Source organism: Rothia sp. HMSC072B03 (genome assembly GCF_001809565.1).
In the GTDB taxonomy this organism is placed as follows: domain Bacteria; phylum Actinomycetota; class Actinomycetes; order Actinomycetales; family Micrococcaceae; genus Rothia; species Rothia mucilaginosa_A.
On sequence record NZ_KV797970.1, the window covers coordinates 66,668 to 86,894 of the forward strand.

At 64.5% G+C, this 20,227-nt stretch carries 16 protein-coding genes; all 16 read left to right on the forward strand.

Annotated elements, in window-relative coordinates; translation table 11 throughout:
• The first annotated feature begins 52 nt into the window (after positions 1-52).
• The 16 genes from HMPREF2630_RS06970 to HMPREF2630_RS07045 all read left to right on the forward strand — a co-directional run bounded on the left by HMPREF2630_RS06970 (position 53) and on the right by HMPREF2630_RS07045 (position 20,135).
• On the forward strand, positions 53-1,798 hold the full coding sequence (locus HMPREF2630_RS06970) for a Mur ligase family protein (protein WP_070484124.1): 1,746 nt from the start codon (positions 53-55) through the stop codon (positions 1,796-1,798).
• The gene (gene murF, locus HMPREF2630_RS06975; protein WP_049353002.1) at positions 1,791-3,410 is read left to right on the forward strand and encodes a UDP-N-acetylmuramoyl-tripeptide--D-alanyl-D-alanine ligase; all 1,620 of its coding nucleotides are present in this window, start codon (positions 1,791-1,793) and stop codon (positions 3,408-3,410) included. Before HMPREF2630_RS06970 ends, murF begins: the two co-directional genes overlap by 8 nt.
• Positions 3,411-3,416: 6 nt before the next feature.
• The gene (gene mraY, locus HMPREF2630_RS06980; RefSeq protein WP_049353001.1) at positions 3,417-4,622 is read left to right on the forward strand and encodes a phospho-N-acetylmuramoyl-pentapeptide-transferase; all 1,206 of its coding nucleotides are present in this window, start codon (positions 3,417-3,419) and stop codon (positions 4,620-4,622) included.
• Complete coding sequence (murD, locus tag HMPREF2630_RS06985; protein WP_070484127.1) at positions 4,622-6,208, forward strand: UDP-N-acetylmuramoyl-L-alanine--D-glutamate ligase; 1,587 nt, start codon at positions 4,622-4,624, stop codon at positions 6,206-6,208. The genes mraY and murD overlap by 1 nt, the downstream gene beginning before the upstream one ends.
• A 175-nt stretch (positions 6,209-6,383) precedes the next feature.
• Positions 6,384-8,408 carry a putative lipid II flippase FtsW gene (gene ftsW, locus HMPREF2630_RS06990; protein ID WP_049343497.1) on the forward strand — a complete coding sequence of 675 codons (2,025 nt, stop codon included), beginning with the start codon at positions 6,384-6,386 and terminating at the stop codon, positions 8,406-8,408.
• Positions 8,409-8,582: 174 nt separating this feature from the next.
• Positions 8,583-9,683 (forward strand): undecaprenyldiphospho-muramoylpentapeptide beta-N-acetylglucosaminyltransferase, encoded by a 1,101-nt coding sequence (murG, locus tag HMPREF2630_RS06995; protein ID WP_049343458.1) that lies wholly within the window; start codon positions 8,583-8,585, stop codon positions 9,681-9,683.
• Positions 9,683-11,185 (forward strand): UDP-N-acetylmuramate--L-alanine ligase, encoded by a 1,503-nt coding sequence (gene murC, locus HMPREF2630_RS07000; protein WP_049343457.1) that lies wholly within the window; start codon positions 9,683-9,685, stop codon positions 11,183-11,185. Before murG ends, murC begins: the two co-directional genes overlap by 1 nt.
• A 93-nt stretch (positions 11,186-11,278) precedes the next feature.
• Positions 11,279-12,724, forward strand: coding sequence for a cell division protein FtsQ/DivIB (locus HMPREF2630_RS07005; protein ID WP_246822766.1), 1,446 nt, complete (start codon positions 11,279-11,281; stop codon positions 12,722-12,724).
• Between the two features lie 198 nt (positions 12,725-12,922).
• Complete coding sequence (gene ftsZ, locus HMPREF2630_RS07010) at positions 12,923-14,104, forward strand: cell division protein FtsZ (protein WP_049332658.1); 1,182 nt, start codon at positions 12,923-12,925, stop codon at positions 14,102-14,104.
• 139 nt (positions 14,105-14,243) lie between these two features.
• Positions 14,244-15,095, forward strand: a complete 852-nt coding sequence (locus tag HMPREF2630_RS07015) for a purine nucleoside phosphorylase YfiH/LACC1 family protein (RefSeq protein ID WP_049343705.1) — start codon at positions 14,244-14,246, stop codon at positions 15,093-15,095.
• A gap of 20 nt (positions 15,096-15,115) precedes the next feature.
• A complete protein-coding gene (locus HMPREF2630_RS07020; RefSeq protein ID WP_049343695.1) occupies positions 15,116-15,967 on the forward strand; it encodes a YggS family pyridoxal phosphate-dependent enzyme in 852 nt (283 codons plus the stop codon).
• A gap of 225 nt (positions 15,968-16,192) precedes the next feature.
• Complete coding sequence (locus HMPREF2630_RS09480; protein WP_049343693.1) at positions 16,193-16,999, forward strand: cell division protein SepF; 807 nt, start codon at positions 16,193-16,195, stop codon at positions 16,997-16,999.
• A gap of 10 nt (positions 17,000-17,009) precedes the next feature.
• Positions 17,010-17,309, forward strand: a complete 300-nt coding sequence (locus HMPREF2630_RS07030; RefSeq protein WP_049332665.1) for a YggT family protein — start codon at positions 17,010-17,012, stop codon at positions 17,307-17,309.
• Positions 17,310-17,634: 325 nt separating this feature from the next.
• Entirely contained in the window at positions 17,635-18,168 is a 534-nt protein-coding gene (locus HMPREF2630_RS07035; protein WP_049346121.1) for a DivIVA domain-containing protein, read from the forward strand.
• A 265-nt stretch (positions 18,169-18,433) separates the two neighbouring features.
• Positions 18,434-19,081 carry a signal peptidase II gene (gene lspA / locus HMPREF2630_RS07040; protein WP_049343689.1) on the forward strand — a complete coding sequence of 216 codons (648 nt, stop codon included), beginning with the start codon at positions 18,434-18,436 and terminating at the stop codon, positions 19,079-19,081.
• 79 nt (positions 19,082-19,160) lie between these two features.
• Positions 19,161-20,135, forward strand: a complete 975-nt coding sequence (locus HMPREF2630_RS07045) for an RluA family pseudouridine synthase (RefSeq protein ID WP_049343687.1) — start codon at positions 19,161-19,163, stop codon at positions 20,133-20,135.
• Positions 20,136-20,227: the final 92 nt, after the last annotated feature.

A 20,227-nucleotide genomic window follows, 5' to 3' on the forward strand; every position in this document is an offset into this window, starting at 1 on the left:
CATTGACCATACAGAGCTCACCGCTTCGGACAGCGGAGAGGAAAGAAGGACGATGGATACCGCATCTCACGCACCCGGCCAGAACCTGCTGGGCGGCGACGCTCAGACTCTGCGCCCGAATTCTGTGCGCCCGGTGAGTTTGGCGCACCTTCGCGAACATCTGCAGGGATTGGGTGCTCAGGTGAGTTCCCAGCTGGCTAGTGGCGTTCAGGGTTCTGAATCCGGTGATTCTGTTGAGGTTACCGGTATTAGCATGGACTCCCGAGGCGTGCGTCCGCAGGACCTGTACGTGGCTCTGCCCGGTGCGAAGGTGCACGGCGCACAGTTTGCTGAGGCTGCGTTGAAGCTGGGTGCTTCCGCTATTTTGACGGATGCTGCCGGTGCGCAGCTGCTGGGCGAGGCGCCGGTGCCTGTCCTGGTGACGGAGAACCTCCGCGAGTACGTGGGTCCGTTGGCTGCGCTGATTTATGGTTCGGCGTCGTTCCCCGCCACTCACCGTTATGCTGTGACCGGTACGAACGGTAAGACCACCTCCACCTACATGCTGGAGTCGGTGTTCCGCACCGGTCTGGGGGTGAAGACCGGTCTGATTGGCACTATTCAGATTCTGATTGATGGTGTGTCGGTTCCTTCGAAGATGACCACCCCGGAGTCTCCTCACGTGCATTCTTTGCTGACGATTATGGGTCAGCATCAGGTGCGTTGCGCCGCAATGGAGGTTTCCTCACACGCGATTGATTACCACCGTGTGGACGGCGTGAAGTACGCGGTTGCTGGCTTCACGAACCTGACTCAGGATCACCTGGATCTGCACGGCACTATGGAGCACTACTTCGACTCGAAGGCTCAGCTGTTCACCCCCGAGCGTGCCGAGCTGGCTGTGATTACTGCTGATGACGAGTGGGGCGAGAAGATGTTCTCCGCCGCTTGCGAGCAGATGGGTGCGCAGCAGGTGCACCGTCTGGTGACTGCGCGCGGTGCCGGTCTGGCTGAGGTGCCCGCAGAGTTTGGTGCCCGCGACTGGGCTGTGGTGAAGGTTCAGCGTGAGGGTCTGGGCCACCGCTTCCACGTGGCTAATGGCACCGGTGAGAGCGTTGAATGCTACACCGGTCTGCCCGCTGATTTTAACGTTTCGAATGCTGCGCTGGCGGCGCTCATGGCGTACCTGGACACTGACTCCGCTGAGCGTGAGCGCCTGCTGCCCGAGCTGGCGTCCGGTTCGGCTCTGACTCCGGTGGTGCCGGGTCGTATGCAGCTGATTTCTTTGGCTCCGCACGCGATTGTGGACTTTGCCCACAACCCTGACGGCCTGACTCGTGCCCTGGAGGCGATGGATCGCCCCGGTGATGGCAAGGTCATGATTGTTTTCGGTGCGACCGGTGAGCGTGACCAGCTCAAGCGCCCGATTATGGGTGCGATTGCTGCGCAGAATGCAGATATCGTCATCGTGACTGATGATGATCCGCACGGTGAGGCACCCGCGCCGATTCGTGCCGCCGTTGAGGAGGGCGCGCAGAAGGCTGAGAACCGCCGTGCCACCCAGATTCTGAACATTTCTCCGCGTGCGGCTGCTATTGATGCGGCGATTGCCCTTGCTGGCGAACACGACGCCATCCTGATTGCTGGCCGCGGCCACGAAACCGAACAAGATGTTGACGGCGTGGATATCGCCCTGGACGACCGTGTTGAAACCGCCCGTGCCCTGCGTGCGCACGGTTTCGAGATTCTGCCTGACTACCAGCGCATGCTCGATGAAAGTGACTCTGAAACCGCTGAAGGTATGGTGAAGAATGATTAAGCTCAGCGCCGCCCAGATTATTGAGGCAACCGGCGGCACCGCTATCGGCCTAGAGGGCCGTGAGGAGCAGGTGTACGCAGACTTCGCCACCACCGACTCCCGTGAGGTGCAGACCGGTACCCTGTTCGTGGCGAAGCCCGGTGCGGTCACTGACGGTCACAGGTTCATCCCCATGGCGTTTGAGCGGGGCGCGACCCTGGCGCTGGTCGAGCGCGAAGTACTCGACGAGCAGGGCGTGCCCTACCCGAGCATCCAGGTGCCCGATGTGGTGCTGGCGATGGGTGATTTGGCGCGCTACTCCATTGAGCAGATGCGTGCTCAGGGTGAGCTGACCGTTATCGGTATTACCGGTTCTGCCGGTAAGACCACCACCAAGGACCTTCTTGCCGCCATTTTCACCCCGGAGGGCCCGACCGTTGCCCCGGTCGGCTCCTACAACAGTGAGGTGGGCGTGCCCCTGACCGTTTTCCGTGCGGATGAGTCCACCCGCTACCTGGTCATTGAGATGGGGGCCGACCACGTGGGCAACATCGAGTACCTGGCGAATATTGCGCACCCTGATCACGGCGCAATTCTGAAGGTTGGTACCGCGCATGCTGGCGAGTTCGGCGGCGTGGACAATATTGAGCGTACCAAGGGTGAGCTGGCTGAGGGCGTTCAGCCGACCGGCTCCCTGGCTCTGAACGCTGACGATGAGCGCGTACTGCGTATGGCGTCGCGTTCGGTTGCACCCATTACGTACTTTGGCGTGGGCGAGAAGACCGACGCGAACGGTCAGCCCTACGAACGCTACGTGGCGGCGCTGAACCTGCGCACCACCGACGCTGGCTGCCCCGAGTTTACTCTGCGCCTGCCCGACGGTAGCGAGTACGAGATTTCCTCGCAGCTGATCGGTGAGCACCACGTGCACAACCTGCTGGCTGCGGCGACGATCGCCTACAACAGCGGTATTTCGGGTGAGAAGATTGCTCGCGCGCTCAACAAGGCGGCGGCAGCTTCGAAGTGGCGTATGGCTCGCACCGACCGTGCCGACGGCGTGACCGTCATTAACGACGCGTACAACGCGAACCCTGAGTCGATGGCGGCGGCACTGCGCACCCTGGCGCAGCTGGGCCGCACCGTTGACCCAGCGACCGGTCAGCCGCACCGCACCTGGGCTGTTCTGGGCGCCATGCTGGAGCTCGGTGACGCCTCCCTGGAGGAGCACGACCGCATCGGCCGCCTCGTGGTGCGCATGAACATTTCCAAGCTGATTGCTGTGGGCGACGAGACGAAGCCCACCTACAATGCGGCTCACCTGGAAGGCTCCTGGGGTAATGAGGCGACCTGGGTGAAGACCCCGGAAGAGGCAGAGCAGATTCTGCGCGCCGAGGTTCGCCCCGGTGACATTGTGCTTTTCAAGTCCTCGAACGGCGCGAAGCTGGGCATTCTGGGTGACCAGGTTGCTTTCGCCGAGTACACCTTCGGTGCTGAGGAAGAGCAGGCACCGACCTGGCTTTCTGCCGGTGACTTTGTTGAAACCACCGATTTGAGCGACCACCTTGCCGCTCACCTGGACGGCACCGCTAACGGCGACCGTACTTCGACCGAACAGACCACGAACGAAGGGTAGCGCTTTATGATTACCGTGCTGATTGCTGGAATCTTCGGATTCCTCATCTCCCTCACCGCGCTGCCGGTGTTCATCAAGAAGATGTCGGCCCTCAACCTTGGCCAGCTCATCCGTGAGGAAGGCCCGGCAGCCCACCAGCACAAGGCGGGCACCCCCACCATGGCGGGTCTGATCTTCATCCCCGCGGCGATTCTCGCCTACTTCTTGACCCTGGCGGTGAGCGCACTGCTCTTCGGAACCGCGCCGGTACCGACCGCTACCGCGTGGCTGACCATCGCCTTCACCCTGGGCATGCTCGGTGTGGGCGCGGCGGACGACATCATGAAGTTCCGCAATAAGGGCAACGAGGGCCTGACCGAGAAGCAGAAGACCATTGGTCTTCTGGGCGTGACCCTGCCCTTTGCGTACCTGGCGTTCCAGTTCCCGAATGAGTCGGGTGCTCGTCCGGCGTCGACCGCCATCTCTTTCGTACGTGACCTGCCCATTGACCTGTTCGCGGCGGGCGCGGTCTTCGGCTCCATCCTGCTGGTTGGTTGGATTACCCTCATCTCCCTGTCCGGTACGAACGCGGTGAACTTCACCGATGGTCTGGATGGCCTGGCTGGCGGCATCATGATGACCATCTTCTCCGGCTACCTGACCATCAGCATCTGGCAGTACGTACACGCCTGCTCCGCTGGCGCTGGCACCGCCTGCTACGATGTGCGCGACCCCGGTTCACTGGCGCTGATTGCTGCTTCCCTGGTGGGTTCGCTGGCTGGCTTCCTCTGGTGGAACGTGTCGAAGGCACAGATCTTCATGGGCGACTCCGGTTCCCTGGCGCTCGGTGGCGCAATGGTTGCTTTCGCGTTGTTTACCCGCACCGAACTGCTTCTGCTGGTCATCGCTCTGATTCCCGTGCTGGAAGTGTTCTCTGTGATCGTGCAGAAGTTCGTGTTCAAGACCAGCCGTAAGCGTTCGGTCGCAGCGGGGGAGAAGCCCCTGCATGCGCACCGTTACTTCCGTATGACCCCCTTCCACCACCACATGGAGAAGGTCGGCGTCAACGGCAAGTACTCAATTGATAAGCGAGGCATTGCCCCCGGTACCGTCAGCAGCGGCGAAGTGAACTCCGTGTTCCGCCTCTGGGTTGTTAACGCCCTCTGCGTGCTCGTTGCCCTGGCGCTGTTCTTCGGTGACTGGTTCTCGCAGACTTCTGGAGTGATTCACTAATGTCAACTAATGAACAGCCGGATACAGCTCGCATTGAAGCGAACGCCGCCGCTATTGCGGTGAACCCGGTGTATGAGAACGAGCGCCTCGCGGAACTGACTCACTGGGGTGCGCCCTGGGCTAACCTGCGCGTGGTCGTGGTGGGCATGGGTACCAGCGGCGACGCTGTGACCGATGTGCTCGCCCAGCTGGGTGCACATATCGTTGTCATCGACGGGGCTGATACCCCGGAGAAGCGTGAGCGCATCGAGATTTACAAGAACGCCTACGGTAATGTTGAGGGCCTGTTCGGTCCCGAGCACATGCGTGCACTGCCCCTGGTGGACGGTCAGGAACCCGAGCTTGTGGTGACCTCCCCGGGTGTGCGTCCCGACCATCCGGTTATGCTGGACGCTTATGAGCGTCGCATCCAGATTTGGGGCGATGTGGAGCTGGCGTGGCGCCTGAATGAGCGTAGCGACCGCCTGACCCCCAAGTGGCTGTGCCTGACCGGTACGAACGGTAAGACCACCACCGTGGGCATGGTTGATTCCATCCTGAAGGCTGCTGGTAAGAAGTCTATTCAGGTGGGTAACGTGGGCATGCCCATCGTGTACGCGATTGCCGACGATGAGCCCTACGAGTTCTTCGCGGTGGAGCTGTCCAGCTTCCAGCTGCACTGGACCTACTCGATGTCCCCGTACGCTTCGGTGGTTCTGAACATCGCTGAGGATCACGTGGACTGGCACGGCTCGTTCGACGCCTACAAGGCCGATAAGGCACGCGTGTACGAGAACACCCAGGTGGCCTGCATCTTCAACACCGACCACGCCGACACCCTGCGCATGGTGGAGGATGCCGACGTGGTGGAGGGCGCTCGCGCGATTGGCTTCAGCGCCACCCAGATGCCTGCCGTGTCGATGCTCGGCCTGGCTGAGAATATCATCGTGGACCGCGCCTTCCTGAAGAACCGCTACAACGAGGCGCTCGAGCTGGGCGTCGTGCAGGATTTGGCCCCCGCGCCGGGTAAGATGCCGGCCCAGTACACGGTCGAGAACGCCCTGGCCGCGGCCGCCCTGTGCCGTGCCGCCGACGTCGATCCGAAGGCCGTGGGTGCGGGTCTGCGTTCCTTCAAGACCGGTGCGCACCGCAACCAGCTGGTGGGGTACGCTGATGACATCATGTGGGTGAACGACTCGAAGGCCACGAACCCGCACGCGGCCAATGCCTCGATGAGCGGTTACCCCTCGCTGGTGTGGATTGCCGGCGGCTTGTCGAAGGGCGTGGAGTACGACGAGCTGATTACCGATCACGCTAAGCGCCTGAAGGCCGTGCTCATCATCGGCACGGATACCGCAGGCCTCAAGGCTGCTCTGGCCAATCACGCCCCGCAGGTTCCGACCTATAACCTGACCGCCTCGGTGGCCGACCCCTCGGACGGCATCGCCGTCATGAACGCCGCGGTGGCGAAGGCCGCCGAGATCGCTCAGCCGGGTGATACGGTGCTGATGGCACCGGCCGCGGCATCGATGGACCAGTTCAAGAACTACGCGGTGCGCGGCGAGGCGTTTGCGAACGCCGTGGCCGATCAGCTGGCCCAGTCGTAGCCTATTCGGCCCCGGCCGGTACCCTAGCGCGTAGCGGCGTTCGCGGCCCGTGCCGCCTAAGCCGCGCTCTCGGGGGTGGGACGTTTTGGGTTCCACCCCCGCCTCTTTTCCCAATTGTTATCGCCGCCGCGATTCATCGCTGTGGGTTGTGGCGTTCCAAGCCTTAGGAGGGCATGTGAGTACCAGCGCATCCTCGAAGCGTTCTGCATCTTCGCGGGCTGGCCGTTCCGAACAGACCGGGCACGCCTCGTCCCCGTGGACTGCCCTGAAGGAGATGACGGCACCGGCCCGTTCGTTTGGCAAGCGCCTGTACCGTCGCGGTCTGAAGGCTGACCTGTGGGATGTGCCGGTCATGCTACTGGTCACGACCCTGGGTTTGGCGATTTTCGGCTGCATCATGGTGCTCTCGGCTTCGAGCGTCACCATGATTTCGCAGGGCCAGTCGCCGTTCTCTCAGGTGTCCTCGCAGATTCTCTTCCTGGTGCTCGGTGTGGTGGCGATGGCCGTCATTACGAATATTCCGGTGGGGTGGTATCACAAGCAGGTCGTGGTGAACACGATGCTTGCGGTGGCCCTGGTGCTGCAGTTGGCGGTGGTGGTTATCGGCGTCGAGGTGAACGGTAACCGTAACTGGATTAAGCTGGGCCCCGTGCAGATGCAGCCTTCGGAGTTCTCGAAGCTTGCAATCGTGATGTGGCTGGCGTGGGTGTATAACCGCCAGGGCGATATTTCGCGGAGCCTCTGGCGTACCCTGTTCCCCTCCATCTACGGTGTGGGCGCCCTGATTCTGCTGATTATGGTCGGCGGCGATATGGGTACGGCCCTGGTGTACGGCTTTATTTTCCTGGGCATGATGTGGATGGCCGGTGCCTCACGCCGGTCAATGCTGCAGATTGGCGGCGCGGTTGCCGCGCTGGCCCTGTTGGGCGTTTTGAGTAGCCCGAACCGAGTGGCCCGTATCTTCGGCATCTGGGGTTCGTGCACGAACGCTAACTGTGATCAGGCGAACTCGGGTGAGGTGGCGTTGGCGACCGGTGGCTTCCTGGGCGTTGGCCTGGGCCAGTCGCGCCAGAAGTACAACTACCTGGCAGAGGCCCACAACGACTACATTTTCGCGATTATTGGCGAGGAACTGGGCCTTCTGGGCACGATGGCGGTTCTACTGCTGTACGTGGGTCTGGTGTACTGTGCGGTGCGTATCATGCTGCGCACCGCCGATCCGCTGGTGCGCCTGGCGACGGGCGGCATTATGGTATGGCTGACCTCTCAGGCCATCATCAACATGGGCATGGTGTCCCGTATTCTGCCGGTGATTGGCGTGCCGCTGCCCTTTGTCTCCTACGGTGGTTCCTCGTTGCTATCTTCGCTGTGCGCGGCGGGCCTACTATTGGCCTTTGCCCGGCAGACGCCCCTGCGAGGCGCGACAGCCCCGTCGAGCGTTGAGAACCAGAGCGCTCGCGAGATTCGCCGCGCAAACGCCGATTGGAAGCGCCGCCTGCCCCTGCAGGCCGTGGTGGAGCAGGAGGCCGCGGAGCGTGCCGAGGCCGGTGGCCACCTGATGCAGGAGCAGCATCCGCTGTCGAAGCTGGGCAGCCTGAGCGGTTTTGTCCGGCGCTGGTTGGGCTTCGATCCGGAGCAGCGTCGCGAGTTGAAGCGCATCGAACAGCAGCGTGAGGCAGAGCGCGCCCGCGAAGAGGCCCGCGCGGCTCGTGAGGAGGCGCGCCTGGCTCGTGAGGAAGCGGCCCGTGAGAAGGCTGAGCGGCAGAAGCTGGCTCGCCGTGCCCGTGAGGAGGCCCGTGCGGCTCGTGAGGAAGCGGCCCGCGAGAAGGCTGAGCGGCAGAAGGCCCTGGAGGAGGCCGAACGGCAGAAGACGGACCGCGAGAAGGCGGCCCGCACGAGGGAAACCCGAGAGCAGAAGGCCCGAGAGCGCCGAGCCCCCGGCAAGGCTGCACCCGGCAAGACCGAGCAGCCCCGACCCGCCCGCCCGGTTCAGCGTCCGGCCGAGCAGGGCTCGAAGGAACAGCAGACCCGAGGCCGGCGTCCCGGGCAGGGGGAGCGTCGTCGTCCGCAGAATCAGCGCGGTGGTCTGCCCGCCGGCCTGCAGCCTCTGCATCCCGAGGACCGCGCCCGCCGAGCTCAGCGTCAGCAGCGTCAGCACGGTCAGTCGCCGCGCCGTCAGCCCGGTGGGGGAGAGCGGTAGAGAGATTTTCCGAGGTGGACAGCGGTCGAGAACGGCCTTACCTCTCGGCCCCGCGTTCCTTCAAAGCGCCCCCGACCTGAGCTAGAGCTCGCGGTCGGGGGCGTTCCGCCGCGCTCTGTGGTGCGGGGCGATAGCGTAAAATGATGCTGTACCGATGTATTGGGAGAGAGACCTATGACGAAGAAGGCACCCTCTATAGTCTTCGCCGGTGGTGGCACCGCCGGTCACATTAATCCGATGCTTGCGATTGCCCGCGCCGTTCGCGACCTTGAACCGAACGCCAAGATTCTGATGCTGGGCACTGCGGATAAGATGGAAGCCGACCTGGTTCCGGCGGCCGGCTTCGATATCGAGTTCATTCCTCGCGCGGCCTTCCCCCGTAGCATTAACCGCGCGGCGCTTGCCTTCCCCGCGAAGTTCCTGGGCGGCCTGTCGAAGACCCGCCGCATCCTCAAGGATGTAGATGCAGACGTGGTTGTTGGCGTGGGCGGCTACGTGTGCCCGCCTGCGTATTTGTCGGCGTTGAGCGCTAAGATTCCCGTGGTCATTCACGAGGCGAACGCGAAGCCCGGCCTGGCTAACCGTCTGGGCGGCCGCTTCGCGAAGTTTACGGGTGTGGCCTTCCCCAATACACCCTTCCCGCACGCGACCCTGGTGGGCATGCCGATGAAGGATGAGATTGCCTACCTGAACCGCGACGCGCACCGTTCGAAAGCCCGCCGCAACTTGGGCCTGGACCCGAAGAAGCCCACCGTTATCGTGACCGGTGGTTCGCTGGGCGCGCTGAGCCTGAACAACGCCGTGTCGGCCTGCCGTGATCGCTTCGCAGAGTGGGACTTCCAGATTCTGCACATCACCGGTAAGGGCAAGACCGTTCTGGACGAGAACGGCGAGCCCCTGAGCGCCCCGAACTACCGTCAGATTGAGTTCAGCAACGGCATGCAGGACGTGTACGCCGCCGCCGATTTGCTGCTGGTGCGCGCCGGTGCGGCCACGGTGAGCGAGGTTGCCGCGGTGGGCGTGCCCGCTATTTTTGTGCCGCTCCCCATTGGTAATGGTGAGCAGGCCCTGAATGCTCGTTCCCTGGTGGAGGCCTCCGCGGCCCTGCTGGTGAAGGACGCAGAAGTCACCGGTGAGTGGTTTGCCCGTGAGATTCCGGAGCTGATGGCAAACCCCGAAGAACTGGAGCGCATGGGCGCTGCAGCCTATAAACTTGGTATCCGTGACGCGGCTCGCGTTATGGCCGAAGCAGTATTGAAGGCAGCTGAGAACTAATGACTGAACTGATGAATCTTGAGATGGTGCTGCCGGCACCCCTGAACCCGCCGTTCCCCGAGCGCCACGCGATGGACGCGCTGGGTCGCGTGCACTTCATCGGCATCGGCGGCGCGGGTATGAGCGCTATCGCCGCGCTGATGCTGCAGGCCGGCGTGACCGTGAGCGGTTCGGACCGCGCGGAATCTTCGGCCGTTGAATCGCTGCGTGCCGCCGGCGCCCACGTGAGCGTGCCCCAGTCCGCCGAGAACATCGTTGACGTCGACACCGTGGTGATTTCCACCGCGATTCGCGAGGATAACCCCGAGCTGGCCGCTGCCCGCGCGCAGGGCCTTCCGGTTCTGCACCGCTCCGAGGCGCTGGCCGCCGTGATGGGGCTTTCGCAGGTGGTGGCGGTAGCCGGTACCCACGGCAAGAGCACGACCAGCTCCATGATTTCCGTGATGTTCGATCAGCTGGGCCGCAACCCCTCCTTCGCCGTGGGCACCGTGATCGCCGGTCGCGGCACGAACGCGCACCTGGGCGCGCAGGGCCCCGACTCGATCTTTGTGGCCGAGGCCGACGAATCGGACGGCTCCTTTGTGCGTTACCGCCCGGCTATTGCCGTGGTGACGAACGTTGAGCCCGACCACCTGGACTTCTACGAGACCGACGAGCGCGTCTTTGAGGCGTTCAACCGCTTCGTGGGTTCGCTGGCCCCCGGCGGTGTGCTGGTAACCTGCGCCGATGACGCCGGTGCCGCCTCCCTGGCCGCCCGTTCCCGCGCAGCCGGCGTGCCGGTTGTGACCTACGGCGAGTCTGAGGATGCCGACCTGCGCATCCGTGAGATTACGAGCGCGGGTTCCTCCTCCTCGTCGACGGTGGAGTGGTCCTTCGAATGTCGCGGTGAGCGCTTCGAGGGCAAGCAGGAGCTGGCGCTGAAGGTTCCCGGCATCCACAATCAGCTGAACGCCGCGGCCGCCTTCATCACCGCACTGCTGACCGGTGCTCAGGGCCCCGAAATCGCCGCCGCCCTGGGCGAGTTTGTGGGTGCTGACCGTCGCTTTACGCTGCGAGGCGAGGTCGCGGGCGTGAAGGTCTTCGACGATTACGCACACCACCCGACCGAGGTGTTCCGTGCCCTGCAGACCGGCCGCACCGTTGCCGACGGCCACAACCTGTACGTGATTTTCCAGCCGCACTTGTTCTCGCGCACCCGCGAGTTCGCGAAGGAGTTCGCGGAGTCCCTGTCGATGGCCGATCGCGCCTACGTGCTGGATATCTACCCGGCTCGCGAGCAGCCCATTGAGGGCGTGACCAGCGAGCTGATTACGGGTGCCGGTTTCTCCGAGGTGCGCTACGCGACCGCGGAGAGTGCTATCGAGGACATCGCCTCGTACGCTCAGAGTGGTGACATTGTGATGACCGTTGGCGCCGGCGACGTGACGGCTCTGGGCCCGCGCCTGCTGGAGGCCCTGCAGATTCGTCACGACGGCGACCTGACCAAGAAGTCGGAGGCTTAGGCTGTGCCGATGAGTCCCATGCCCCCGTCGGAGGGGCATTCGCGCGCGCCGAAGGCCCCGCGCTCGCGTGCTCGTCGGCGCGCTCAGGAGCTTGTGCAGGAACAGCCTGCGGCTCAGCACACGGCGGAGGCGCAGCCCACCGCTGACGCGCAGACCCCCGCGGCCGGTGCCCCCGCGGCCGGTGTCCCCGAGCAGAAGAAATCTCACGGGTCTGAGTCTCAGACCTCTGGTTCTCACTCGGGCACCGCCTCCACCGTGGGTCGTCGCCCCTCGGGGGCTACGATTCGTCCCACCAGCCCGGCTCGTGCCGAGAGCGTGGCCCTTGTGGACGGCGCGATTCGTCGCGTGCCCGCGGCTACCTCCGGTTCGCAGGAGCTCTTCGACGTGGAGGCCTTCGAAGATTCTCCCAAGGAGACCGAGAAGGTATCCGGTCGGTCGGCGCAGGCTGAAAGCGCGCGGACTGAAAATGCGAAGGACGCGGCGGGGGAGAAGCCCAGCGATAAGCACGGCGAGAAGACCGAAAAGGGCGCCGACCGGGCCGAAAAGACCGGCGACGGTGATGCTTCTTCCGAGCGGAAGACTTCCGCCGACTCCCCGTCGGCGGGGGACGATTCCGCTGAGACCGAGCCCGCCGAGCAGGCCCGCCCCGCAAGCCGCTTCGGCCGCTGGCGCGTGGAGCGAGAACGACAGCGCGCCGCCGAGATCGAGAAGGAACGCGAGCGCGAGCGCCGGGAGGCGCAGCACGAGCGCATCCTGAAGGATCCCGGCTTGGACGGCCTGCGTGCCGAGGAGCGTCCGCGCAAGGAACGCACCCCGCTCACCCGGGCCCGCAAGCTGCTGTACACGGCGATTGCGCTGGCCCTCGTGGCGGTGCTGTACGTGGTGCTGGTCTTCTTCTCGCCCCTGCTGGCCACTCAGACCATCACGGTGCGCGGTGCCTCCCTGCTGGAAACCACCCAGGTGGAGCAGAAGCTGGAGCCCCTGCGCGGGGTTCCGCTGACCCGCATCGACGAGAAGCGCGTGCGCGAGCTGATCGGTCAGGACAATGTGCTTCGCAGCGTTCAGGTGGAGAGCCGCCCGCCGCACGAGCTGGTTGTGACCCTGAAGGAACGCGCCGCCATTGCAATCGTCAAGGTGGGGGAGACCTACCATACAGTGGACACCGACGGGGTGAGCCTGATGGAGTCTTCCTCCGAGCCGAGCACCTCGGTTCCCCTGGTACGATTGAATGGTGATGACCCGCAGCATTCGGATGAGTTCCGCACGATTTCGACGGCCTTGTCAGCGATGCCGGCTGAGCTTCTGGCTCAGGTAAAGGAAGCGAGCGCGACCTCAACCTCGAGTATTACCCTCACGCTGCGGGATAATACGACGGTGCAGTGGGGTACCGCCCAGGAGAGCGAGCTGAAGGCTAAGGTGCTTCTGTCGCTCCGCCAGGCGGTAGCTCAACGGGCTCAGGAAGAAGCCTCTTCAGGTGCCCAAGCGCAGAAGGTGACCGTCTATGACGTGTCGGCCCCGCGCGTACCGGTGACCCGTTAGGGGAACTACCAATGGGCGCTTTCCCTCCCCTTTTTGTGTGAATTCCGCAAAAAGAGGGGGTAATTGCGCTGTGTAGCTAGGAACCACCAAAAACAGTTTGGTATCCTAACAGATAAAGTCATTCTTTAGAGGAAACCTTTAGGCTTAGATTGAGCTGGGGGTCTTCCGAAGCTGGAACACGGAACAATCGAGGATTACATGGACGCTGGAACTCCCCAGAACTACTTGGCAGTCATCAAGGTCGTTGGTATCGGCGGCGGTGGCGTCAACGCAGTCAACCGAATGATTGAGGTTGGCCTGCGCGGCGTTGAGTTCATTGCTATTAACACTGACGCCCAGGCTCTGCTCATGTCCGATGCAGACGTCAAGCTGGACGTCGGTCGTGAGCTGACCCGCGGTCTTGGCGCGGGCGCAAACCCCGAGGTTGGCCGTCAGGCAGCCGAGGATCACTCGCAGGAAATTGAGGAAGTCCTCAAGGGCGCAGATATGGTCTTCGTGACCGCTGGTGAGGGTGGTGGCACCGGTACCGGTGGCGCACCCGTCGTGGCACGCATCGCCCGCTCCCTGGGCGCTCTGACCATCGGTGTCGTGACCCGCCCCTTCACCTTCGAGGGTCGTCGTCGCTCCAACCAGGCCGAGACCGGTATTGCCGCTCTGCGCGACGAGGTCGACACCCTGATTGTGATCCCGAACGACCGACTGCTGTCGATTTCGGACCGCAACGTGTCGATGCTGGACGCCTTCAAGTCCGCCGACCAGGTGCTGCTCTCCGGTGTTCAGGGCATTACCGACCTGATCACTACCCCGGGCCTGATTAACCTTGACTTCGCAGACGTTAAGTCCGTGATGCAGGGTGCCGGTTCGGCTCTGATGGGTATCGGCTCGGCCTCGGGTGAGGACCGCGCCGTGAAGGCAGCCGAGCTGGCTATCGCCTCCCCGCTGCTGGAAGCATCCATCGACGGTGCGCACGGCGTGCTGCTGTCGATTCAGGGTGGTTCCGACCTGGGTCTGTTCGAGATCAACGAGGCTGCACGCCTGGTTCAGGAAGTGGCTCACCCCGACGCCAACATCATCTTCGGTGCCGTCATTGATGATGCCCTGGGTGACGAGGCTCGCGTGACCGTGATTGCCGCTGGCTTTGACGCCGTGAACCCCGAGACCAACTCGAACGCTTCGGCTTCCGCTCAGCCCCAGCGTGCACAGGGCTCCTTCGGCGGCTCGAACGCTGCCGCTCCGGCTTCTAACGGCTACGGCTTCAACGCTCCCGCCGCCGCTCCGGCTTCCACCGGCGCCGCTGGCTTCGACGTTGATCTGCCCCCGGTCGTTGAGGAAGCACCGGCTCGCCGCGACACCCTGGACGTCCCCGACTTCCTGAAGTAGTCGCGCCGCGTGCGTCAGCACGCCGCCCCGTAGGGTTTTGATGGAGGGGAGCTGAGAATAGTCCAACTGTTCTCAGCTCCCCTTCGCTCTACCCGCTTTCGCTCCGAGCACCCAGTACAGCCCCGAGAAAGACATAATGATGAGCAACGCCCCCAAAACTCCGCTGCTGGCCACCGCCGACACCCGCATCCTGGGTCCCTGGCGCGTGCGGGTGGGGTTTACCTCCCGCGAGGCGGGGAACCTGGGCCTGCACGTGGACGACGAGCTGGGTGGTGGCGTGGATGCCTCCATGGTGCGCACCCTCAACCACCGTGCGGCGCTCGAGGAGGCGCTGGGTGCGGGACCGTTCTTCTACCTGAACCAGGTGCACGGCGTTGAGGTGGCCCGCCCCGAGGACTACGCCCCGGCCTCCTACGCGCCGGGCACCCCCGCAGAACGCACCGTCGAGCGCGCCCGCGCCATCGCGAAGCTGGCCCCCGTGGCCGATGCCGCGGTGAGCGTCGAGGGTCGCCCGCTGGCGATTATGGTGGCCGATTGCATCCCCGTGGTGCTGGTCGGTTCCGTCGAGGATGAGAAGACCGTGCCCGTTTTGGCGGTGGCTCACGCGGGCCGCCGCGGCCTGCTGGACGGGGTACTGCAGACCACCGTGGCGCGCATGCGGGAGCTGGGCGCTGCGCACATCACCGCGTGGCTGGGCCCCAGCATCTGCGGTGCCTGCTACGAGGTGCCCGAGGCGATGCGAGCCGAATCGACCGAGCTGATCCCGCAGGTTCACTCGGTGACGGGCGCGAACACCCCGGGTCTGGACCTGCCGGCCGGCGCTCGCGCGGTGCTGGAGGCCGCCGGAGTGGAGGTATCCACGGAGTGCGCCCGCTGCACGTACGAGGAACCGAGCGTGTACTCGCACCGCGGGTTTACGAATCGCGGCGAGAAGCCCGGGCGCATCGCGGGTCTGGTGTGGGTTGAGAAGCTGGCGGAACCCGCCGAATAGAGTCGCTGAAGGAGAACAAAATGTCTGAACTGAAGGGACCTGACGTGAACGTCGAAGCGCAGGATTTGAAGTACACTCCCGAGCGCGCCGAGCAGCTGCTGCAGAACTACCGCCGGGTACTCGAGCGAATTCGAGCGGCGGAGCAGGACCGCAGCGGGGTGCGCACCGAGCAGAGCGCGCCCGTGCGCCTGGTGACGGTGACCAAATTCTTCCCGGCCTCCGACGCGGCGGCCCTGCTGGACGGCGGCGTGACCCTCTTCGGCGAGAACCGCGACCAGGAGGCCAGCGCGAAGGCCCGCGAGCTGGCCGCCTACTGCGAGCAGCGTGCGGTACAACCCCCGCACTGGGCGTTTATCGGTCAGCTGCAGACCAACAAGGCGAAGTCCGTGGTGAAGTACGCCTCCAGCGTTCACTCGGTGGACCGCCCCTCCCTGGCCGATGCACTGGCGAAGGCCTACGCGAACCAGCTGACCCGCTACGAGGCGGGGGAGGCGCAGGCCCCCGCGGCTCTGGAAAACGGCGGTCTGGACTGCCTGGTGCAGGTCTCCCTGGCCGAGGAGGCGACGGCCGGCCACGCCGCCGAGGGAGCGCGAGGCGGTACGAGCGCCTCGGAGCTTCTGGAGCTGGCCGAACGCATCGAGAACCACGCGAACCTGCGGTGCGCCGGCGTAATGGCGGTGGCACCCCTGGATGCGGACCCGGACGCCGCTTTCGAGAAGCTTTACGGATTGGCGGCCCGGCTGCGCGAGCACCTGCCGCACGCGACCGAAATCTCGGCGGGCATGAGCGGCGACCTGGAGGCGGCTGTTCGCTGGGGCTCCACCTGCGTGCGCGTGGGCAGCGACATCATGGGCCGACGCCCCGCACGCTAAAGCGGCGGGCGGATATGCCGCGCTGTGAGAAGCCGGACGCTGTTATACCGGCTGGAAGAGCCCGTACGCTGGTAATATATACATGCCGGTGCACGACGTTTTGACGTGCGACCGAACCTTCTGAACGAGGGGCCCGCCCGCGGTGCTCCTCGAGAGGCACCGCCGCAACAGGCGGCCGCCCGCGTTCAGTAGCCTGTCCCTGTACCCTAGCGAAGCGAGAGAAACATGCCGAAGCAAAGCCGCCTGGCGGGTTTCCTCGGCCTGGAGCCCTACAACGCCAAGGACTCTGACGCCCAGGACTCCAATACCGCGGATACCGCGCCCGAGGAGCCCCGCTCCCACGAGCAGTCGGGTCGCGGCGGGGAGCACCACCGCGCGGAGGCCCACCGTGTAGAGGCCCGCGCCGAAGAGCCTCGAGCCGACGACCGCGCCGCGCGAGACCGCTCGCTGGGGGAGCACACCGCATCCAAGCACGGTGCGCCCGCAGTCGCACACCCGTACACACCCGAAACCACAGACGAGGCGGAGGAACCCCGCGAGGATCGCCGAGGCGATGAGCCCCGGTACGAGCCCGCGAGCGAACCCGCAGACCATTGGGAGGACGCCCCGGTGCCGAACACCGAATACACCGAGCAGTACGCCGACACCTACTCGAACGACGGCTACTACGACCAGGGCTACGAGCCCGAAGAGACCAACGGATACACCTACGGTTACGAGGAAGAAGAGGACGAATTGCGTCGTATCACCACTATCCACCCCCGCTCCTACAATGACGCAAAGATTATCGGTGAGGCGTTCCGCGAGAACATCCCCGTGATTATGAACGTCGAGGAAATGCCGGACGCCGACGCCAAGCGCCTGGTGGACTTCGCCTCCGGTCTGGCCTTCGCGCTGGAGGGTCGCATCGAGCGCGTGACCTCGAAGGTCTTCCTGCTGACCCCCTCCAACCTCGAGGTGCTGGGCGTCGCCAACTCCGAGAACGCCGCAGACTTCAACTCCGAGGGTGAATTCCCCTTCGACCAGGGCTAAGGACTGATTAATGGGTTATCTTTTCGCTCTCGTGACGATTGCGCTGTACCTGTTCTACGTCTTCATGCTGCTGCGCATGCTCTTCGACTGGGTACGCATGTTCGCACCCGGCTGGCGTCCCAAGGGGATTGCCCTGCTGTGTGCAAGCGCCGTTTACGCTGTGACGGACTGGCCCATGGAGAAGTTGCGCCGAGTGATTCCCCCGGTGCGCGTGGGCAACGTCGCGCTGGATACCGGTTTTCTGATCCTGATTGTGGTCGTCTCGATGCTGTTGGGCCCCATGATGAGCCTGACCGCCCGATTCTCCTAACGATCGGAGCCTGGATGCGCCCCGCGGAATGTTACTCAACATTCTGCGGGGCGCACACGTTTAACGGGATACACGCGCTTAATAGGCCACGGACGTGCGCAAACGCTCCGGGGGAGCGGGGGTCGGGGCCGTTGCGCCATGCGTATATTTTGTTGTCTGTACGACAGAAACCCCGGAGCCGAGGTCCAATGATAGTAAAATGGGTGCCAACGACTGTCTGCGCGATGCGGCACACCGCGCCCGATGCGGGGGCCGAACGCTCCCGCCGGGTTGCCCCATCGGCGCACTCAACTTCGAACCCAACCCGTACTAGAGGAGAAGCCACATGGCCATCACCCCCGAAGACCTGATTACGAAGAGCTTTAAGATCGTGACCGAGGAGTCCGGTTACGACCGCAACGAGGTCGACGACTTCCTGGACGAGCTCGTCGTTGAGCTGCGTGCCCTGTACTCCGAGCGCGACGCCCTGGAGCGCCAGGTGGAGCAGCTCTCCGTCTCGGCTCCCGCATCCCCGGCCGCCGCCGTCTCCCAGGAGGCTCCCTCCGCCGCCGGCGCCCAGGACGCCGCAGCCCTGCTGGCCATGGCCCAGAAGGTGCACGACGACTACGTGGCCCAGGGCGAAAAGGCCAAGGCCGAGCTGTTGGACGAGGCAGAGAAGAAGGCCGACGCCCTCGTGAGCGAGGCTCGCCAGCAGCGCGAAGAGGTTCTGGCCCGCCTGACCGACGAGAAGGAAGAGCTGGAGATTGCCGTGGAGGCACTGCGCGGCTTCGAGAGCCGTTACCGCACCAAGCTGCTGGACCACCTGAACAACCAGGTGGAGGAGCTGAAGAACCTCAAGTCCATCGAGGCTTCCGCCTAAAGCACCGCGCGACCCCGCCGAGGGGCGCTACCGTCCGGATTCTTATCGGCCCGTTTTGCCGGGTTCAGCCTAAGCCGCGGATAAGGAACCGGGCGGTATTTTGCGCTCTCGGGAGGGCTCGGAAACCCCGTGGACCCCGTTCGCGAGGCGACGAGCGGGGCACGAGAATTTCCCCTCATTTGCTAAGCTAGAGGGGCACCGTAGTGCGTCGTCGCGGGGACCGCCCCGCTGTCGGCGCCACTATTCACACGACCCGAGGAGAGCCTTGCCCACCACCCCGAATCACGCTGAATCCTCGGCCCCCGTACGCACCGCGGAAACCGCTACCGAGAGCACCGGCCGCGCATCGCGCATCCTGAGCGGACGCACCGCCTGGCTGAGCGCCCTGGTGCTCGCCGCCGTCGTGTTCGCCATCGACCAGGGCACCAAGTACCTGGTCGTCACCCAGATGCAGCTGGGGGAGCGCATCACCGTGATCGACGGGCTGCTGTGGTGGTACTCGATTCGCAACTCGGGGGCCGCGTTCAGCATGGGCGAGAACGTGACCTGGATTTTTACCCTCGTCATGGTGGCCGCCGCGATTGTGGTGCTCTACCTGCTGCGCCGCACGCGCTCACTGTCCTGGACCCTCGCGTTGGGCGGCCTGCTCGGCGGCATCTGCGGCAACCTCTTTGACCGCCTCTTCCGCGAGCCCGGCTTCGGTTCCGGGCACGTGGTTGACTTCATCTCGGTACCGAACTTCGCCATCTTCAACGTTGCGGACTCGGCGATTTGCGTGTGCATGGCGCTCGTCGTGCTCCTAAACTTCATGGGCCTGAACCTCAACGGCACGAAGGCTCCGCAGGAGAGCGCCTCGAAGAAGGCTAAGACCCTAAAGAGCGCGGAAGCCGACGGCGAGGACACCGGCGCCTAACGGTACGTCACGACGTACAGCACAGACCGCCAACCCACAGCATAGACCACAGCACAGACCGCAGCGCGAGGAGAGAATCATGAGCGAGGAAACCACCGCGGAGCGCATCAGCGCCGAATTCACCGTTGAGGACGCCCTGGCCGGCATACGCCTGGACGCTGCCCTCGCCGGAGCCCTCGACGCGCCCCGCACCCGCACCTCCGGGTGGATTCGCGACGGGCACGTGAGCATCACCAACGGTGGGCGTGCCGTGAAGGTCGGCAAATCCTACAAGCTCTCCGCCGGAGATTTGGTCGTCGTGGACGCCCCCGCGCCGCGCGACCTGGCCGATATTCGACCCGAGAAGGTGGACGGCTTCGGCATCGTGTACCTGGACGACGATATCGTCGTGGTGGATAAGCCCGCCGGCGTGGCGGCGCACCCCTCACCCGGCTGGCACGGCCCCACCGTGATTTCCGCGCTGATGGGGGAGGGCATCTCCGTGGCCACCTCTGGCGCGGCCGAACGCCAGGGCATCGTGCACCGCCTGGACGTGGGCACGAGCGGCCTGATGGTCGTGGCCCGCAGCGAGCGCGCCTACACCGAGCTCAAGCGCGCCTTCAAGGAACGCACGGTCGACAAGATTTACCACACGCTGGTGCAGGGCCTGCCCGATCCGCTGCGCGGCACGATTGACGCGCCGATTGGCCGTCACCCCGGCAACGAATGGAAGTTCGCGGTGGTTGAGGGCGGCCGTAACTCCATCACCCACTACGACGTCATCGAGGCCTTCGGCCCGGCCTCCCTCGTGGAGGTGCACCTGGAGACCGGACGAACCCACCAGATTCGCGTGCACTTCTCGGCGATGCGTCACCCCTGCTGCGGCGACCTGACCTACGGTGCCGACCCGCGCTTCAGCGCCGAGCTGGGCCTGACCCGCCAGTGGTTGCACGCCCACCGCCTCAGCTTCGACCACCCTGCCACCGGTGAGCGTGTGAGCTTCACCAGCGAGTACCCGCTGGATTTGGCCTACGCGCTTGACGCCCTGCGCGAGGGCCGCGTGCAGCTCGGGTAGGTACCGCATACCTAGCTCAGTCAGAGAGCCGTCCGGGCCCCGGGGCCGCACGGCTCACCCCGGGGCCGCACGGCTTACCCCGGGGCCGCACG

What these genes read in the sequence shown, in the direction of transcription:
- murG (WP_049343458.1), top strand. Translation starts at nt 8,583, where the DNA reads ATGACGAAGAAGGCACCCTCTATAGTCTTCGCCGGTGGTGGCACCGCC.
- HMPREF2630_RS07020 (WP_049343695.1), top strand. Translation starts at nt 15,116, where the DNA reads ATGTCTGAACTGAAGGGACCTGACGTGAACGTCGAAGCGCAGGATTTG.
- HMPREF2630_RS07015 (WP_049343705.1), top strand. Translation starts at nt 14,244, where the DNA reads ATGAGCAACGCCCCCAAAACTCCGCTGCTGGCCACCGCCGACACCCGC.
- HMPREF2630_RS07030 (WP_049332665.1), top strand. Translation starts at nt 17,010, where the DNA reads ATGGGTTATCTTTTCGCTCTCGTGACGATTGCGCTGTACCTGTTCTAC.
- murC (WP_049343457.1), top strand. Translation starts at nt 9,683, where the DNA reads ATGACTGAACTGATGAATCTTGAGATGGTGCTGCCGGCACCCCTGAAC.
- murD (WP_070484127.1), top strand. Translation starts at nt 4,622, where the DNA reads ATGTCAACTAATGAACAGCCGGATACAGCTCGCATTGAAGCGAACGCC.
- ftsZ (WP_049332658.1), top strand. Translation starts at nt 12,923, where the DNA reads ATGGACGCTGGAACTCCCCAGAACTACTTGGCAGTCATCAAGGTCGTT.
- HMPREF2630_RS07045 (WP_049343687.1), top strand. Translation starts at nt 19,161, where the DNA reads ATGAGCGAGGAAACCACCGCGGAGCGCATCAGCGCCGAATTCACCGTT.
- HMPREF2630_RS06970 (WP_070484124.1), top strand. Translation starts at nt 53, where the DNA reads ATGGATACCGCATCTCACGCACCCGGCCAGAACCTGCTGGGCGGCGAC.
- HMPREF2630_RS07035 (WP_049346121.1), top strand. Translation starts at nt 17,635, where the DNA reads ATGGCCATCACCCCCGAAGACCTGATTACGAAGAGCTTTAAGATCGTG.
- HMPREF2630_RS09480 (WP_049343693.1), top strand. Translation starts at nt 16,193, where the DNA reads ATGCCGAAGCAAAGCCGCCTGGCGGGTTTCCTCGGCCTGGAGCCCTAC.
- mraY (WP_049353001.1), top strand. Translation starts at nt 3,417, where the DNA reads ATGATTACCGTGCTGATTGCTGGAATCTTCGGATTCCTCATCTCCCTC.
- murF (WP_049353002.1), top strand. Translation starts at nt 1,791, where the DNA reads ATGATTAAGCTCAGCGCCGCCCAGATTATTGAGGCAACCGGCGGCACC.